The sequence below is a fragment of the Halomonas sp. A11-A genome, assembly GCF_003182195.1.
GTDB classification, from domain to species: domain Bacteria; phylum Pseudomonadota; class Gammaproteobacteria; order Pseudomonadales; family Halomonadaceae; genus Halomonas; species Halomonas alkalicola.
In genome coordinates this window covers 110,752-127,876 of sequence record NZ_QGTM01000007.1, presented here as the reverse complement: position 1 = coordinate 127,876, position 17,125 = coordinate 110,752, and the positions used below count along the sequence as shown (strand labels likewise).

Sequence of the window (17,125 nt, the reverse complement as noted above, 5' to 3'; positions counted from 1 at the left end):
AGCGGGGGTTCGCGTCAAGGGCGGGGGCCCTGGCCTGGCGGCATCAGCCCGGGAGGTTGATCACCTCGACGCCGCCCAGGTTGATCACCTCGACGCCGCCCATGTAGGCGCGTAGCGCCTCGGGGACCGTGATCGAGCCGTCGGCGTTCTGATAGTTCTCCAGCACCGCCACCAGGCAGCGCCCCACCGCCAGGCCGGAGCCGTTGAGGGTGTGCAGCAGCTGCGGCTTCTTCTGCTCGGGGTGGCGGAAGCGCGCCTGCATGCGCCGCGCCTGGAACTCCTCGCAGTTGGAGACCGAGGAGATCTCGCGGTAGGCGTTCTGGCTGGGGATCCACACCTCCAGGTCATAGGTCTTGGCGGCGCCGAAGCCCATGTCGCCGGTGCACAGGGTCACCACCCGGTAGGGCAGCTCGAGCGCCTGCAGGATCGCCTCGGCGTGGCCGCGCATCTCCTCCAGGGCCGCATAGCTGGTGGCCGGGTCCACCAGCTGCACCATCTCCACCTTGTCGAACTGGTGCTGGCGGATCATGCCGCGGGTATCACGACCGTGGGAGCCCGCCTCGCTGCGGAAACAGGGCGTATGGGCGGTGAGCTTCAGAGGCAGCGCCCTGTGCTCCAGGATCTCGTCCCGGGCGAAGTTGGTCAGCGGCACCTCGGAGGTGGGGATCAGGTGGTAGCCGCGCTCGTCGTCGAGGCGGAACAGGTCCTCGCCGAACTTGGGCAGCTGGCCGGTGCCGCGCAGGGAGGCCTCGTTGACCATGTAGGGCACGTAGCACTCCTCGTAGCCATGCTCGAGGGTCTGCTTGTCCAGCATGAACTGGGCCAGGGCACGGTGCAGCCGCGCGATGGGGCCTCGCATCACCGCAAAGCGCGCGCCGGTCAGCTTGGCCGCCAGCTCGAAGTCCAGCTTGCCCTGCAGGGCGCCCAGGTCGACGTGATCGCGCACCTCGAAGTCGAACGCCCGGGGGGTACCCCAGCGATGCAGCTCGACGTTGTCGGCCTCATCCTTGCCCTCGGGCACGCTCTCGTGGGGCAGGTTGGGAATGCCGCTGACCGCGTCATCCCACTCGGCCTGCACCTCGGCCAGGCGCGCCTTGGCCGCATCCAGGCGATCCCCCAGGTCCGAGACCTCGTCGAGCAGCGGCTGGATGTCCTCGCCGGACGCCTTGGCCTTGCCGATCGCCTTGGAGCGGGTGTTGCGCTCGTTCTGCAGGGACTCGGTCTCGGCCTGCAGCTCGCGACGCCGGGACTCCAGCGCCTCGAGACGGTCGGTATCGAGAGCGAAGCCTCGCTTGGCCAGTCGTTGAGCGACCAAATCGAGGTCGCTGCGCAGCAGTTTGGGATCGAGCATGGAATCCGGTCCGTTGCAGTCGGTGATGAAGAAGAAAGAAGACGGGAGTGAAACAGGCCGCCCATTGTAGGCAAAAGGCATCAGGGGCGCCACGCGCCCGCCGCCGACCCCGCCCGCGGGGTGCGCCCCACCCGCCTGTCACGGTAAAGTAGAGGAATCTCCGCTTCCCCATGAAAGAGTGCCATGATCGCACGACTGGACACCGCCGACGCCAGCACCATGCCGGGGCTGGCCGCCCCCTACCTGCGTTTCCTGGAGGCCCTGCGCGACGCCGGCTTCGAGGGCGAGATCGCCCCGGACTACGCCGACCGCACGGTACTGGCCACCGACAACTCGATCTACCAGCGACTGCCCCAGGCCGCGCTCTATCCCCGCCACGGCCAGGACCTCGCGCGCATCGCCCGCCTGGCCGGTGAGGCGGCCCACCGCCAGGTGGTGCTCACGCCGCGGGGCGGCGGCACCGGCACCAACGGTCAGTCGCTCACCGACGGCCTGGTGGTGGACGTCTCGCGCCACATGAACCGGATCCTCGAGATCGACGTCGAGGCCCGTCGTGTGCGGGTCCAGGCCGGGGTGGTCAAGGACCAGCTCAACGCCGCGCTCAGGCCCCATGGCCTCTTCTTCGCACCGGAGCTCTCCACCTCCAACCGCGCCACCATCGGCGGCATGATCGCAACCGACGCCAGCGGCCAGGGCAGCTGCGAGTACGGCAAGACCCGCAACCATGTGCTCGAGCTCGAGGTGCTGCTGCTGGGCGGCGAACGCCTGGTGAGCCGACCGGTCGATGAAACGGAACTGGAAACGCTGTGCGAACGCGACGACGTCACCGGCCGCGCTTACCGCACCGCCCGGGAGATCATCGACACCCAGGGCGAGCTGATTCGCGCCAAGTTCCCGCCGCTCAATCGCTGCCTGACCGGCTATGACCTGGCGCATCTGCGTGACGACCAGGGTCGGCTCGACATGAACAGCCTGCTGTGTGGCGCCGAGGGCTCCCTGGGCTTTCTCGACGAGGCGGTGCTCAACGTCCTGCCGATCCCGCAGCACTCCACCCTGGTCAACGTGCGCTACGCCGGCTTCATGGATGCCCTGCGCGACGCTCGGGCCCTGATGGGCTTTTCACAAGACCAGCCGCAGGCGCTCGGCTCTCCATCAACCCAGCCGCAGGCGCGCCCCACCTCCATCGAGACGGTGGACGACAAGGTGCTGATGCTGGCCATGGAGGACTTCGTCTGGGACAGCGTGGCGGAGTTCTTTCCCGCCGGCGAGACCCCGGTGCGCGGCATCAACCTGGTGGAGTTCAACGACGACGACCCCGAACGCCTGGCCGAGCGGGTCGCCGCCTTCTGCCGCCACCTGGAGGCCGACGAGAGCGTGGCTCGCCTCGGCTTCACGTTGGCCTCCGGCCGTGCCGCCATCCAGCGCGTCTACGCCATGCGCAAGCGCGCCGTGGGCCTGCTGGGCAATGCCCGAGTCGACGAGAAGGGTGAGAAGCGCCCCATCCCCTTCGTGGAGGACGCCGCGGTGCCGCCAGAGCACCTGGCGGACTTTATCAGTGAGTTCCGCGCCGCCCTGGATGCCCGCGGCCTCGCCTACGGCATGTTCGGCCACGTGGATGCCGGGGTGCTGCACGTACGCCCCGCCATCGACATGAAGGACCCCGCGCAGGAGCGGCTGATCCGCGAGGTCTCCGACGAGGTGGTCGAGCTGACGAAGAAGTACGGCGGCCTGCTGTGGGGCGAGCACGGCAAGGGGGTACGCTCGGAGTATGCACCGAGGTTCTTCGGCGAGCTCTACCCCAGCCTGCAGCGGGTCAAGGCGGCCTTCGACCCCTACAACCAGCTCAACCCCGGCAAGATCGCGACGCCTCTCTCCTCATCTACCCCACCCGCCCCCGTGGGGAGCCCGCCCGAAACCGCGGGTACTGATTCTATCCCGCCCGACGCCGCGGGGTCTGCTTCTATCCCGTCCGAAACCGAGGGAAAGGCGTCTGACACCACGCAGGCGGAGACAGTGAAACTCGTCGACCCGGGCCTTCTGACCATCGACGGCGTGCCCACCCGCGGCCAGCTCGACCGCACCATCGACGAGCGGGTGTGGCAGGCCCACGCCGCCACCGTCTACTGCAACGGCAACGGCGCCTGCTACAACTACGACCCCAATGACGCCATGTGCCCCTCCTGGAAGGCGACCCGCGACCGGGTGCACTCACCCAAGGGGCGCGCCAGCCTGATCCGCGAGTGGCTGCGCCTGCAGGGCGAGGCCGACATCGACCTGATCGAGGCCTCCCGGCAGGCCAGTAGTGCAGGCGTCTGGGGCTTTGTCAGGAGCCTGCCGACGCGTACCCTCAACACCCTGCGCCGCCGGCGCGAGGCGGACTTCTCCCACCAGGTCTATGACGCCATGGCGGGGTGTCTCGCCTGCAAGTCCTGCGCCGGCCAGTGCCCGGTGAAGGTCGACGTGCCCGACTCCCGCGCGCAGTTCCTGGAGGTCTACCACGGCCGCTACCTGCGCCCGCTGCGCGACTACCTGGTCGGCACTACCGAATACTTACTGCCCGCCCTCTCGCGCATCGCGCCCGCCTACAATGCGCTGATCGGCAGCCACCTGGTGGAGCGGCTACTCGCCGGCCCCGTGGGCCTGGTGGACAGCCCGCAGCTCTCACGGGCCAGCCTGAAGAAGACCCTGGCCGCCTGGGGCGTGGCCCAGGCCACCCCCACCTCCCTGGGCCGGCTCACCGAGGCTCAAAAGGCCAGGAGCGTGGTGATCGTCCAGGACGCCTTCACCAGCCACTTCGAGGCCAGGCTGGTGCTGGATATCGTCGAGCTGCTCGGCCGGCTGGATATCCGGGTCTTCGTGGCACCCTTCGCCCCCAACGGCAAGCCGCTGCACGTGCAGGGCTTCCTCGGTGCCTTCGCACGCACCGCCGAGCAGCAGGCCCGGCGCCTGCGCACCCTGGCGGAGTTCGGCGTGCCGCTGGTCGGCATCGACCCGGCCATGACCCTCACCTACCGCCAGGAGTATGTGAAGGCGCTGGGCGCGGATGCCGTACCCGAGGTGCTGATGCTCCAGGAGTGGCTGGTGACCCGCGCGGGCAGCCTGGTGCCCGGCGGCCTGACCCTGGACGGCACCGGCATCGAGGGCCCAGGCTATCGGCTGCTCTCCCACTGCACCGAGAAGACCAACGCCCCGGGCAGCCCCAAGGCGTGGCAGCAGCTGTTCGCCGCCTTCGGTCTGGAGCTCGAGCTGGTGGCCACCGGCTGCTGCGGTATGTCCGGCACCTACGGCCACGAGGCCCGCAACCTCGAGACCTCCAAGACCATCTACGGCCTCTCCTGGCAGGGCCTGGTGGAAGACGAGGCCAACCGGGGCCGACTGCTGGCCACCGGCTACTCCTGCCGCAGCCAGGCCAAGCGCTTCTCCGATGCCGTCCTGCCCCACCCGCTGCAGGCCCTTCTCGAGGTGCTGCGCCGGGCCGGCTGAGCCGGTGCCGCAGTACCCGAAACGCCCACCGGGGAGGTCTCCGGTGGGCGCACTCACCCACGACCCCTGGCTGCCAGACGACTGGAGGCGAGACCATGAACCGCACCCTGATCCTGATCGGCCTGATCATCGTCGTTGTGGGCCTGCTGTGGCCCTGGCTCTCCCGCCTGCCGCTGGGTCAACTGCCCGGCGACATCGTCATTCGCCGGGAGAACGCCTCGTTCTTCTTTCCTGTTACCACCATGATCCTGGCCAGCCTCGTGCTGTCGGCGCTGCTCTGGCTGCTGAGCCGATAGCAAGAATCTATCGCCCTGACTCTCTGCGGGCTCCCAGGCTGGTATATGACACCGGCCAACAAGCCTGAAGCCATTTCACCGGGCTGGAACCGAGCTTCTGAGCTACTGTTTCAATGCCAGATGCCGAGGAAATTGCCCCGGGGCGATGGAGAGCATCAGGGGTGGCCTGTCCGGGCCACCACAGCACGCAGTCCCCACAACGCCAACAAGACAGGAGAAGTCACGATGTCTCCAGGACTCACCAAGCCGTCAGTCTATGCCATCATGACCGCCACCGCGATCGCCGGGTTGCCGGCCTCGGCGATGGCCGGCAACCACGTCCCTACCCTGAGCCACAGTACCGTGCTGTCCGGCCTGGAAAACCCGTGGGACATAGCCTTCCTGCCGGACGGCACAATGTTCTATACCGAGAAGTGCCGCGGCATGTCGGTGCGCCTACCCAGCGGGGACGTCCATCACCTGCTGGGGATGAAAGACACCGACGGCTATGCCACCACCGAGAACGATCTCGTCTGCCAGGGCCAGGCCGGCATGAACGGCGTGGCGGTCGACCCCGACTTCGACGACAACCGCTTCGTCTATGTCTACTCGGCATCCGAGCTGTCGGAGCCACGCACGAATCGCGTGCTCCGGTTGACGGTCAACGGCGACTTCGATGACGTATCGGATCGCACCGACATCGTCGATGACATTCCCTACAAACCCGCCGCCACCGACCATCCGTTCGGGGATGCCGGCGCTCACAACGGTGGTCGCATCCGCTTCAACCCCGGTGATGGCTTCCTCTACGTCACCACCGGCGACAACCACAACAGCGAAATCCCCCAGTCCCCCACCCAGCTCGGTGGCAAGGTGCTACGCATCGATCGGGATGGCAATGCGGCAGAGGACAATGCTCCTCCGGCCGGGTTCGATCCCCGGATCTACACCTTCGGGCACCGGAACGTCCAGGGTCTGACCTTTCACCCCGAGACCTCACAGCCCATCGTGACCGAGCATGGCCCCTGGCACTCCGACGAGGTCAATGCCCTGGTCAATGGCGGCAACAGCGGCTGGGACCCGCGCCCGAACATGGCCGGACGGGGTGACTGCCCCGACAACTACTGCGGTTATGAACCCAACCAGATGGAGGGAATGAACCCGAAGGAGCGCGCCGCCTACATGCCGCTGACGGACACCAATGTCTACCCCAACGCCCTGGTGCCCGCCTGGCAGAACAGTGGCCTCTCCCAGGGCATCAGCGGCACCGACTTCCTGACCGGTGACCAGTGGGGGGCCTGGAACGGGCGACTCGCCGTCGGCTTCATGGGCATCGGCTTCGGAGGCACCGGGGTGGGGCAACGTATCAACCTGCTCGCCCTGCATGAAAGCGGCGAAGCCGTCACCGATGTATCGGAAATGCACCTCCCCATGGGGCCTGCCCGGTTCCGGTCGGTTGTCCAGGGGCCCGACGGCAGCCTGTATGTCGCCGTGGATGAGGGTGAAATCCACCGCATCAGCCCGGAATAGCCCGCTTCGACCCTAATTCTCCATCTCAACCGCGAACCGCACTGCCCCAGGGCAGCGCGGTTCCTGTCAGAAGGTCACTGGAAAGATAATATGTTGAAAATTGCGCTGCTGCTTGCCGCCACCACCCTGACCATCAGCACGGCTAGTGCCGGGGAGCCCGACGAAGCTGCCGGAGAATCGCTGTACGCTAGTTCCTGTGCCCAGTGCCACGGCCCCGGGGGAAAGGGCATGGCGAGCTTTCCCTCGCTTGCCGGCAGGGATTCGGACTACATCGCGTCGCGTCTCATGCAGTACCGCGACGGGGAAAGGGTGGGGGCCAATTCGGGCCTGATGATTCCGAATGCCGCGGGCCTGTCCGATGATGACATCGCCAATCTCGCGGCTTTCATTTCCAATCAATTCCAGTAATTAGTGAAAATACCAACATATATAACAGGAACCATAATGCGTTGATACAGCCATACTTTCTATTCACCAAGCTTCAGCTGACAACGGCAGTTCGTTGAGCTCTTCCCGGGCCTCACGCCAGCCCGGGTAGTGCTTGTCGAGCAGCGTGATGAAACGCTCGTTATGCGTCGGCTCGACCAGGTGCAACATTTCATGCACAACGATGTACTCGAGCAGATCCTTGGGTTTCTTGACCAGCTCCGTGTTGAGCCGGATGTTGCCTTTCGATGGATTGCAGCTTCCCCACTTCGTCTTCATGCGCTGCAGGTGATAAGCCGACACTCGCACGCCTAGGCGAGGCTCCCACCTTGCGATCAGCGGCGGAACGGCGCCATGCAGCAACCTCTTGTACCACTCGTGCATCACCTCGGCACGCTTTTGCCGATCGCTTCCCGGTCGCACACTGAGGGTGATGCGCTTGTGATCGATGCGGACGCCGGGGCGTGACTCCCTCTCTTCAACATTCAGCAGGTAGCGTCGCCCCCACAGATAGTGGCTCTCCCGTTCGACGAAACGGCGTGGCGTCTCCCGCGCCTGCGCATGGAGCTTCGCCTGCTGGTCGCGAATCCAGCCGAGCTTGGCGATCGCATAGGCGCGCGCCACCTCCAGGCGGGTCGCACGAGGTGCCACCAGGGTGACCCGCCCATCCGGCGGATGTACGGAAAGATGCACGTTGCGGACGTTCTTGCGAGTGACCTCGATGGGAATATCCCCCAAGGTGATCGTTTCTGTCACGGGTAACCCGCCTGCTGCTTGATCAGATCGAAGACGGCCTTGGTAGCCTGTCGATTCCTGCCGAGGAGTGGGTGCAAGGCGTTGAGCACCTGCCGCTCGCGCGCATCGTCGCCCCGCCATCCGGCCGGGGCCTGCTCGCGCATCGCCCGGTCGATGGCCAGCGAGAGTCGCAGACGCTGCTCATCGGCGTCGGGGGCTGGCTCATGCACCTCGCCGACCGGGCGCGTCGCGGCCAGGATATCCGGGAGATTGTGATAGATCACCTGCGCCTCGGGTCGATCGTCCAGTTCCGGAGGCAGCGCTTCGCCACGCTGGCCCTGTGCCATCTGCTTGACCAGTGCCTCGGCGCGCTCCAGGAACTGCTGGTAGGAAGCCGTCTCGCTTCGCCAATCCGCGATCAGGTCGTCCAGCAGCTTGGATAGCTGTTCGTAGAAACGTGGATCGGTGAGCTGGTCACGGATGATGGTCTTACGCACGTTGTTGATGATGCCCTCGGCGACCCCGTTCTTCGACAGCTTGCCCTGCTGGTTGAGCTTCCTGGCGATGGCATCATGGATGCCGGTCTCGACGATCAGGTCCACCAGGGAGTAGTTGTCCACCGAGCCCAGATTGCTCGCCGGATCCGCCTGGATATAGGTGTTGATGAGGTGGCGCATGTCCGCCTCGAAGGGCTTGATATCCAGCTCCTCGCCGGAGTGGCACTTGATGGCGGCACGCACCTCGCTGAAGAAGGCGACCTCGTCCTGCAGGGTGTCGATTTCGCTCACCGTGTAGCCGACGGCGTCCAGCTCCTGGGCGATGGCGGAATAGGCCCGCACGAAACTGGCCACTGCCTTGTAGAAGGAGATCCGCAGTACCTCGGTGTCGTCCAGTGCCTCCGTCGTGCCGGCATCACCGCAGAAATAGTGCAGGTAGTGCTCGATATCCCGCGGCGGCGGCACCGGCTCACACAGGTACTTGAGTGCCTCTCGGGCCGTGTCGAGCCTCCTGCGACCCTCCTTACGCCAGTCCTTTAGCTCTACGTTGTTCTCGGCTGCCCCGCCGTCGTCCAGGTCCAGCTCGTCGGAGCTGTAGACCGCGATCGCCTGCTGCACATCGCCGAACAGCTGCTTGAAGTCGACGATATGACCGTAGTCCTTGTCCTCGCCGTCGAGGCGGTTGGTCCGACAGATCGCCTGGAAGAGATTGTGATCGCGCAGCTCGTTGTCCAGGTAGATGTAGCTGCACGAAGGAGCATCGAAGCCGGTCAGCAGCTTGCTGACCACGATCAAGAGCTTGGTGTTGGCCGGCTCCTCGATGAAGCGGCGCTTCACCTCGGCTTCGTACTGGCTGGTGCTCTGCCCCTCCTTCAGCACATGCTGAGTATAGGTGTCGAACTTGTAGCGTTCATCGCTGTTGGAAGGCTCGCGGGAAATGGCGTTGTGGTTGGGCTCGAAGGAGGTGATGATCCCGCAGTGCCGGCCGAACGGGGTGTTCTGGAACAGCCGGAAGTAGTGGCAGGCATCGTAGATCGAGGCGGCCACAAGGATGGCCGTGCCGCGGTCATTGTTGAGTCGCGGCTTGAGGCCGAAGTCCTCGATGATGTCCGCGACGATGCGTTGCTTGCGCTCGGCGGCGCTCATCAGCTCCTCCAGCGTTGCCCAGCGCTTGCGCAGCACCGCCTTCTGGTAGTTGTTGAGGTTCCGGGTCTTCTGCTCGAACCACTTGTCGATGGCCTGGCGAGAGGTCAAGCGCTGCGGTACATCGCGGGCCTCGTACTTCAGGTCCAGCACCACGCCGTCGGCCACCGCCTCGGGAAACTTGTAGGTGTGGATATAGGTGCCGAAGACCTCGCGGGTGGTCTGCTTGTCCTTGCGCAACAGGGGCGTGCCGGTGAAACCGATGAAGATCGCATCGGCCAGCCAGCGCTTCATCTGGCGGTTCATGGCACCGCCCTGGGTGCGGTGGCACTCGTCCACGAAGACATAGAAGCGCCCATGCACCGGCGGCGGATCGCCCCTGAGATCGCCCGGGTCGAACTTGTGCACCAGGGCACAGAGAAGCCGCGGCGTGGTCGCCCCCAGCTTCTCCATGAACTGGGCCCGTGAGGTGATACGCGGCGAGGGGGCTTCCTCGCCCACCACGCCGGCATTGCGCATCACGCCGACGATCTGCCTGTCCAGCTCGTCGCGGTCGGTCACCACCAGGATGCGTGCCGCCGGGTCGTGCTCCATGATCCACTTGGCCAGCAGCACCATCAGGATGCTCTTGCCGCTGCCCTGGGTATGCCATATCACCCCGCCCTCGCGCTGAGCGATACGCTCCTGGGCCGCCTTGACGCCGAAATACTGGTGAGGTCGCGGTACCTTCTTCTGCCCTACATCGAAGATCACGAAGTTGCGGATCAGGTCCAGCAGGCGCTGCTTGCCGCACATCTGCACCAGCGGCCTGTCCAGCAACACCCCGGGCGACGCCGCGACGCTGCCCTCCTCGTCCTTCCACTGCACGAAGAACTGCTCCGGCGTACCGGTGGTGCCGTAGCGCAGCCCCTGGGCATCGCTGCCGGCCAGCAACAGCTGCACGGTGGTGAAGAAGCCCTCGTTGAAGATCGGTTCCTGGTTGGTGATGAGCTGACGCACCCCGTCGGCCACTTCCACCGAGCTGCGCTTGAGCTCGATCACCGCCACGGCGATGCCGTTGAGATAGAGCACCAGGTCGGGGCGGCGCTCATGCCCACCCTTGAGGGTCACCTCCTCGGCGAGGGCGAAGTCGTTATGCTCCGGGTGCGCCCAATCGATCAGGTGCACATCCTCGTGCGGCTTTCCCTGTGCCAGCTGCACCTTCACGGGGTAGCGCAGCAGGTTGTAGGTGCGCAGATTCGCCTGGTAGAGCGTCACGCCGGTGACATCGGCTGCCGCCCGCAGCTTGTGCAGGGCGGGGGCGATATGCGCCTCGGAGTAGCCGCGTTTACTCAGGTTGTCGCGCAGCAACGCGGGCTCGATGGCGCGATTGCCCTCCCGGCGGCTCCAGTTGCCCAGCCAGCGGTAGCCCAGACCGCCTTCTTCTTCCGGGCGGGTCAGCAGGTGGATCACGCGATTCTGGGTCAGGCGCTCCGGGCGCGTGGCGTGCGACATCTGGCGGGCTCCTTGCGTGACTCAGTCGGTCGGCTCGTCCTGACCTCCCTGCAGCCGCGCCCTGGCGGCGGCGATGGATTGATGCAGCTTGGCCTTTAAGGCCTCTCGGGGCGGCAGCACTGTCAGGTATTCGGCAACATGGATGCCGCTCTTGTCCAGTTCCAGCAGCTCGATCTGTTCGCGCTGCTTGCCGGCACACAGGATGATGCCCAGCGGCGGATTCTCCCCTGCCTCCTGCTCGTGGCGCGCCAGCCAGCGCAGGTAGAGCTCCATCTGCCCCTTGTACTCGGCCTTGAAGCGCCCGAGCTTGAGGTCGATGGCCACCAGCCGCCGGAGCTTGCGATTGTAGAAGAGCAGGTCGATGTAGAAATCCTCGTCATCGACCTGGATACGCTTCTGGCGTCCCACGAAGGTGAAGCCCGCACCCAGCTCCAGCAGGAACTGCTCGATCTCGCGCAGGATGACGTCTTCCAGGTCGCGTTCCAGATAGCGGTCGTTGAGGCCGAGGAAATCCAGGATGTACGGATCCTTTAGCAGCAACTGCGGCGAGGGCTGTCCGGTGGCATCCAAGTGTTTCAGCTCATGGCGGATGGTCTCCTCCGGCTTGCTGGAGATCGCAGTCCGTTCGAAGAGCAGGGTCTCCTTACGCTCCCGCAACCTGCGCACGCTCCAGCCTTCCTCCAGGCACAGCCGAACATAGAACTCCCGAGCCAGGGGCTCCTTCAGGTAGATCACCTCCAGGAAATGGCTCCAGGACAATTGTCTCGACAGCGTCGAGACAATGTTCTCCTCGGGAAACACCTCGGCGAAGCGGATCATGTGGCGCAGGTTCTTGACCGAAAAGCCCCGCCCGTACTCGGCGGTCAACTGTCTCCCCAGCGCGGAGACAATCTCCTCGCCATAGCCGGCCCGCTTGCCCGCCAGCACCTCCCGGTGGATGCGGCGGCCGATCTGCCAGTAGAGCAGGGTCAGCTCGGCGTTGACCGCCACCGCCGCCCGCTGGCGGGCGCTGTCGATCAGTTGGCGCAGCTCGGTGACCAGCGCCGGATCGGTGACGGCCCTGTCGCTCATATCAGCCGTGTCCTTCCGGTCAGCAGCTCCTGCATCATCGCCTGCTTTAGTGCGGCGGTCTTGGCGCGACGTTGCTCGAGGGTTTCGATAACAGCGTCCATATCGGAGAGGACAGTGGCAATTGCGCGCTGCTCCTCTACATCCTCGGGAAGATATAAATCTAAGATTTCCAACTGCTTCTTTCCGACTTCCAAAAAAGTACTTCCCGCACACAACTGAAGTAGCCGTTGCTTTTGCGTCGTCATGAGGTAGTAAAGATACTCGCAATCTACGGAGGTTGGCTCTAGGTTCTTGAAGCCCTGATTGGTGGTCACCGGAAGAGTATTTATGGCGCACTCGCCGATCGTTGCACGAGTGGTCATGATGATGGAACCAGGCGGAATCAATTCGGCAGAACTCATCTTCAACCCAGCATCAGAGATGGACCGATTCGTTGCAGAAAGATACTTTCTTCCCTGTAACCCAGTAATATCAGTCGGAGTACACCATGGGATATCGCCATTCCAGAATTCGTCGTTTGAGGTGCTCGGCGTCCCGCCACTCCGAATAACTGCAATCGTGCCCAGTTTCCTCTTCTCCCACTCCCCCTCAAACCCAGGCAGTCGGACTTCACCGGTAAGCAGCTGCTGCATGGTGGCCTGCTTGATATCGCGTTTCTTGGCGATCAGGCGGTCCAGCGACTCCAGCAGGGCATCGACATCGCTCAGGGCGGTGGCAATAGCGCGTTGCTCCAGGAGTGGCGGAAGCGGCACAACAACAAGACTTAAATTTTTTTGCCCAATATTTGTGCGAATAGCCCCCTGCCCCATAGGTATGATTTGCTTTCGTATTGACGGGGCACGCAGAGAATAACCTGCATAAGCAGAATCAAGCCTATTCCCCAAAGGACGCCCACGAATCACGAAGCCCCCAAACACAACACGATCGGTGCCTAGGTATGCAGATGCCAAACCCAGCTCTTCGGGCGACTCAGATGTCCTATTAAATAGGATATCACCTGCTTGAATTATGTACGGGGCCACCACCGCTTCTGGCAAAGAAACTTGCCCGGCAATTTCAGGACCATAAATATGCGAGTGGGTTATTGGCTCTAAAACATTAACAAAGTAAATACCTTTTCCGTAAGAGTTTTTGTCCGCATTTATGCCATTTCGGAACTCAAATATGTCACCAAACTGGAACAACACCCAGTCTTTCGGAATCACCCCCACCTCGGTCTGCTTATAGCCCTCGGGCACCGCCGGCCTGTCCGCCTGCAGCGCATACCCCGCCGAGGCGTCGCGCACCTCCATCGCCTCGTCCGTCATGCCCACACCACTCCCATCGTCTTCAGGTGCTCCTCCACCCGCGCCGAGAGTGCTTCCACCTGCCGGCTCATCTGCGGCAGAGGCGTGGCGTAGCGGTCGGCCAACTCGCGGACGCGCGAGGTGAGTGTCTGGGAGACGCGCTCCAGCTCCTCCTGGACGGCGACCTCCAGGGCGGCGAGCCACTTGTCGTCCACCACCAGGGTCTTGATCTCTTCCTCGTCGAGCTGTGGATATTTCTCGTAAGCGAGCAGGTCAAGGGCGGCATCCGCCTCCTTGACCTCTGCCTTGAGGGCCGCTTGCCGATCGAGCAGCTCCAGGTAGCGGGCGGTGGCATGAAGATCGTTCAGGGCCTCTGGCAGCGGCTCCTGCTGTAGGCGTTCGCGGTAGTGCACCTCGGCCTCGGCAAGCAGGCCTGCGGCCTCCTTGTTCGTGGTCTTCAACCGCTTCTCCAGAGAGAGATAGCGTTGCAACGTCTTGTGCTCCTCCACATCGGTGGTGGCGTCGAGCCGAGCCCTGATCGCCTTCTGGGTCAGCTTGCCCTTGGGACTCTTCAGCGCTGAAAGGTAGCCGCCATCGGCGAGGTTACCCAGCTCGGTGGCATACTCTTCTGCCTGGCCCGACATGGCCCGGTAGCGGCCGCAGGCCTCGGGATCGTCCTCATGCCAGGCTTCCACCAGCGCCTGAACGAAGGCGTCCTGGGCATCACCTTTCGACGCGACATCCTTGAGCGGGCCCTCCTCGCCCCCATGCTCCTCAATGAGCTCGGCCAGGCCGGCACCCACGCTGTCCAGCTCGCCGCGTAGGGCGTCCAGCTCGGCTTGTTCGTCGGCGAAGTAGCGGGCGACGATATAGGGCTTGGGAATCAGGTCGCAGGTCCAGCCCTTGTCCTTCATATCGCCCTTCTTCTTTCCAGACTTGACCTCTTCCAGCACGCGGCGCGTCTCCGCCACCCAGCCGTCGGCGGCGATCTCGTAGGCGTCGTCTTGAAGGATCTCGTACCAGTAGTCCATCAGGTGCTGGTAGATGTCGTAGGGGTCGAGCAGGGGAGCGGCGCGGAAGGTGTTCAGCAGGTCCTCGCCCACCCGGGTGATCAGGGCCTTGGGCTGGTCATCGATACCAAAGTCCTTGAGCACCGGCCGGTTCCGCGTGCGCCAGTCGTCGAACAGGGCAAAAGTCCGCTCACGGAAGGTGGCGAACTCGGTGTGCTCGAGGATGGCGGTTCTCAGCGATTGGGGGGCTACGGCGAGATCGACGTAGCCGGCGTGCGGGGTAGGTCGAAATAGCGATGCCCGCAGGCCAGGGAAGACGCCCCAGTAGGCGGCCAGGCCGGGCACCGGCGGGTTGGCGGCGCGGTCACCGTCGATATCGCGTACGGGAATCCCACCGTTCATGTGGGCGTGGAGATCGTGGCGGTCTTCCGGTTCGCTGGCATCGATGTAGCGCGGCAGGTTGAGGTTGAAGTCATTCCTGGGCGAGGCGATCTCGTCAAGGGGCACCATGCGGGCGAAGCGGGGCACATCGACCTGCTTGCTGAAGGTATCGACGATGCGGTGGATGTCCTGCTCGCGCAACCGGTTCTTGTTGCCATCCTTGATGAAGCCCCGGGCGGCATCGATCATGAAGATCCCCTTCCGCGCCTGGGCGTTCTCCTTGTCCAGCACCAGAATGCAGGCGGGAATGCCGGTGCCGTAGAAGAGGTTGGCCGGCAGGCCGATGATGCCCTTCAGATACCCCGACCGCACCAGCCGCCGGCGAATGCCCGCCTCGGCGTTGCTCCGAAACAGCACACCGTGAGGCAGGATCACCGCGCCCTTGCCGGTGCTCTTCATCGAGCGAAGGATATGCAGTAGGTAGGCGTAGTCACCCTGCTTGGCGGGCGGCGTGCCCCAGCCGAAACGCTCCCAGGGGTCGTTTTCCGGCGTGAGGCCCGCGCTCCAGCCCTTGTCCGAGAAAGGCGGATTGGCGACCACGTAGTCGTAGGTGCGCAGCTGCTCACGCCCCCCGCCCTGCTCCTTGAACTTGGGGTTGGCCAGGGTGTTGCCCTGCACCACGTTGGCGGTGGGGAAGTCATGCAGGATCATGTTCATGCGCGCCAGACCGGCGGTGGTGACGTCCTTCTCCTGCCCTTCCAGGGTGATGTGTGTGCCTGCCTCGGCGGCGACCTTGAGCAGCAGCGAGCCCGAGCCACAGGTGGGGTCATAGGCCGTGGTGGCCGCCACCGCCGACTCCGGCGAGATGCCGATGACCTGCGCCATGATCCGGCTGACCTCGGAGGGCGTGTAGAACTGTCCCTTGCTCTTGCCACTCTCCTGAGCGAAGTGACGCATCAGGTATTCGTAGGCGTCGCCGAGGATATCGTCGTGCTCGGCGCGGTTCTTGGCGAAGTCGAGCTCCGGTTTCTGGAAGATGCTGATCAGGTTAGTGAGGCGATCCACCATCGCCTTGCCTTCGCCGAGCTTGTTGGGGTCGTTGAAGTCCGGGAAGTCGCTTCGCGCCAGGCGCTGGTTGGCATCGATCAGGGGCTGGATGATCTGGGTGTTGATCCTGTCGCCGATGTCGCTCTTGCCCTTGAGCTTGACCATGTCTGGGAAGCTCGCGCCCTCGGGGATGATCACCGGCGGCGCGAAGTCGTCGGAATGGGCGTACTTGTCCGAGATGTACTTGATGAACAGCATGAACAGGACATAGTCCTTGTACTGCGATGCGTCCATGCCGCCGCGCAGCTCGTCACAGCTGGCCCAGAGGGAGGAGTAGAGTTCGGATTTCTTGATCGCCATGATGAGTCGCTCTGTTTCCCCTCGGCAGGCGTGTCAGGCGAAAGCCTAGGCACCGAAAAGCCACCTGCCAAATAACTTGAGGGAGGCCGGAGGCCTCCCTTCGTCGTATCGTCATACCCCGGTCGAGTACCGGCTTATCCCTGCCAGCGCCGCCGACCGCTCGCAGGCGGCGTCGCTCTCAGAAGAACAGCCGGCGCAGCGCCTCGCCGGGATCGGCCTCGCGCATAAAGGCCTCGCCCACCAGGAAGGCGTTGACGTCGTGCTCGCGCATGCGGGCCACGTCGTCGCGGGTGTGGATGCCGGACTCGGTCACCACGGTCACCCCCTTCGGAATGCGCGGCAACAGCTCCAGGGTGGTATCCAGGGTAGTGTCGAAGGTGTGCAGATCGCGGTTGTTGATGCCCACCAGGGAGAGATCCAGCCTGAGCGCGCGCTCGAGTTCACGGGCGTCGTGCACCTCCACCAGCACGTCCATGCCGAGCTCGATGGCCTGGCGATTGAGGTCCGCCATCTGGGCGTCCTCCAAGGCGGCGACGATCAGGAGGATGCAGTCGGCGCCGATGGCCCGCGCCTCGCTCACCTGGTAGCCGTGGGTGATGAAGTCCTTGCGGATCACCGGAAGCTCACAGGCGTCACGGGCCTCGACCAGGTAGTCCTCGTGGCCCTGGAAGAAGTCGGCATCGGTAAGCACCGAGAGGCAGGCGGCTCCCCCCTTGGCGTAGCTCGCGGCGATCTCGGCGGGGTGGAAGTCCCCGCGGATCACCCCCTTGGAGGGAGAGGCCTTCTTGACCTCGGCGATCACCGCCGGGTCGCCGGCGGCGATCATGCGCTGCATGGCCGCCACGAAGCCGCGCGGTGCGCTCTGCTCGGCGGCCAGGCGCAGCAGCTCGGCCTCGGGGACGGCGCGGGAGCGCTCGGCCACCTCCTCGTCCTTGCGCGCCAGGATGCGGGTCAGGATGGTGGGGGTCGCCCCCGGGGATGCGCTCATGATGTGACTCCTTGTAGGCGGTGCGCTGAGACAGGGGGTGCACCGAGA

General features: G+C 64.5%; 11 protein-coding genes. 4 read left to right on the top strand and 7 right to left on the bottom strand.

Going from position 1 to position 17,125, the window contains the following annotated elements; all coding sequences use genetic code 11:
- Positions 1-43: 43 nt before the first annotated feature.
- A complete protein-coding gene (gene serS / locus DER72_RS07600) occupies positions 44-1,351 on the bottom strand; it encodes a serine--tRNA ligase (RefSeq protein ID WP_110069395.1) in 1,308 nt (435 codons plus the stop codon).
- Between the two features lie 183 nt (positions 1,352-1,534).
- On the opposite strand from serS, the gene DER72_RS07595 reads away from it, so the two are divergent.
- From DER72_RS07595 to DER72_RS07580, 4 genes are all read left to right on the top strand, one after another.
- Entirely contained in the window at positions 1,535-4,834 is a 3,300-nt protein-coding gene (locus DER72_RS07595) for an FAD-binding and (Fe-S)-binding domain-containing protein (RefSeq protein WP_110069394.1), read from the top strand.
- Between the two features lie 95 nt (positions 4,835-4,929).
- Positions 4,930-5,130, top strand: coding sequence for a DUF2905 domain-containing protein (locus DER72_RS07590; protein WP_110069393.1), 201 nt, complete (start codon positions 4,930-4,932; stop codon positions 5,128-5,130).
- A 225-nt stretch (positions 5,131-5,355) separates the two neighbouring features.
- A complete protein-coding gene (locus DER72_RS07585; protein WP_110069392.1) occupies positions 5,356-6,639 on the top strand; it encodes a sorbosone dehydrogenase family protein in 1,284 nt (427 codons plus the stop codon).
- Positions 6,640-6,729: 90 nt separating this feature from the next.
- Complete coding sequence (locus DER72_RS07580; RefSeq protein WP_110069391.1) at positions 6,730-7,047, top strand: c-type cytochrome; 318 nt, start codon at positions 6,730-6,732, stop codon at positions 7,045-7,047.
- 63 nt (positions 7,048-7,110) lie between these two features.
- On the opposite strand, the gene DER72_RS07575 is transcribed toward DER72_RS07580, so the two are convergent.
- From DER72_RS07575 to trpC, 6 genes are all read right to left on the bottom strand, one after another.
- A complete protein-coding gene (locus DER72_RS07575; RefSeq protein WP_110069390.1) occupies positions 7,111-7,821 on the bottom strand; it encodes a M48 family metallopeptidase in 711 nt (236 codons plus the stop codon).
- Positions 7,818-10,934 carry a type I restriction endonuclease subunit R gene (locus DER72_RS07570; RefSeq protein ID WP_110069389.1) on the bottom strand — a complete coding sequence of 1,039 codons (3,117 nt, stop codon included), beginning with the start codon at positions 10,932-10,934 and terminating at the stop codon, positions 7,818-7,820. Before DER72_RS07570 ends, DER72_RS07575 begins: the two co-directional genes overlap by 4 nt.
- A 21-nt stretch (positions 10,935-10,955) precedes the next feature.
- Positions 10,956-12,005 (bottom strand): YhcG family protein, encoded by a 1,050-nt coding sequence (locus DER72_RS07565; protein WP_110069388.1) that lies wholly within the window; start codon positions 12,003-12,005, stop codon positions 10,956-10,958.
- Complete coding sequence (locus DER72_RS07560) at positions 12,002-13,312, bottom strand: restriction endonuclease subunit S (RefSeq protein ID WP_110069387.1); 1,311 nt, start codon at positions 13,310-13,312, stop codon at positions 12,002-12,004. Before DER72_RS07560 ends, DER72_RS07565 begins: the two co-directional genes overlap by 4 nt.
- Positions 13,309-16,089 carry a class I SAM-dependent DNA methyltransferase gene (locus tag DER72_RS07555; protein WP_110069386.1) on the bottom strand — a complete coding sequence of 927 codons (2,781 nt, stop codon included), beginning with the start codon at positions 16,087-16,089 and terminating at the stop codon, positions 13,309-13,311. Before DER72_RS07555 ends, DER72_RS07560 begins: the two co-directional genes overlap by 4 nt.
- A 178-nt stretch (positions 16,090-16,267) precedes the next feature.
- Positions 16,268-17,077, bottom strand: a complete 810-nt coding sequence (trpC, locus tag DER72_RS07550) for an indole-3-glycerol phosphate synthase TrpC (RefSeq protein ID WP_110069385.1) — start codon at positions 17,075-17,077, stop codon at positions 16,268-16,270.
- Between the last annotated feature and the right edge of the window lie 48 nt (positions 17,078-17,125).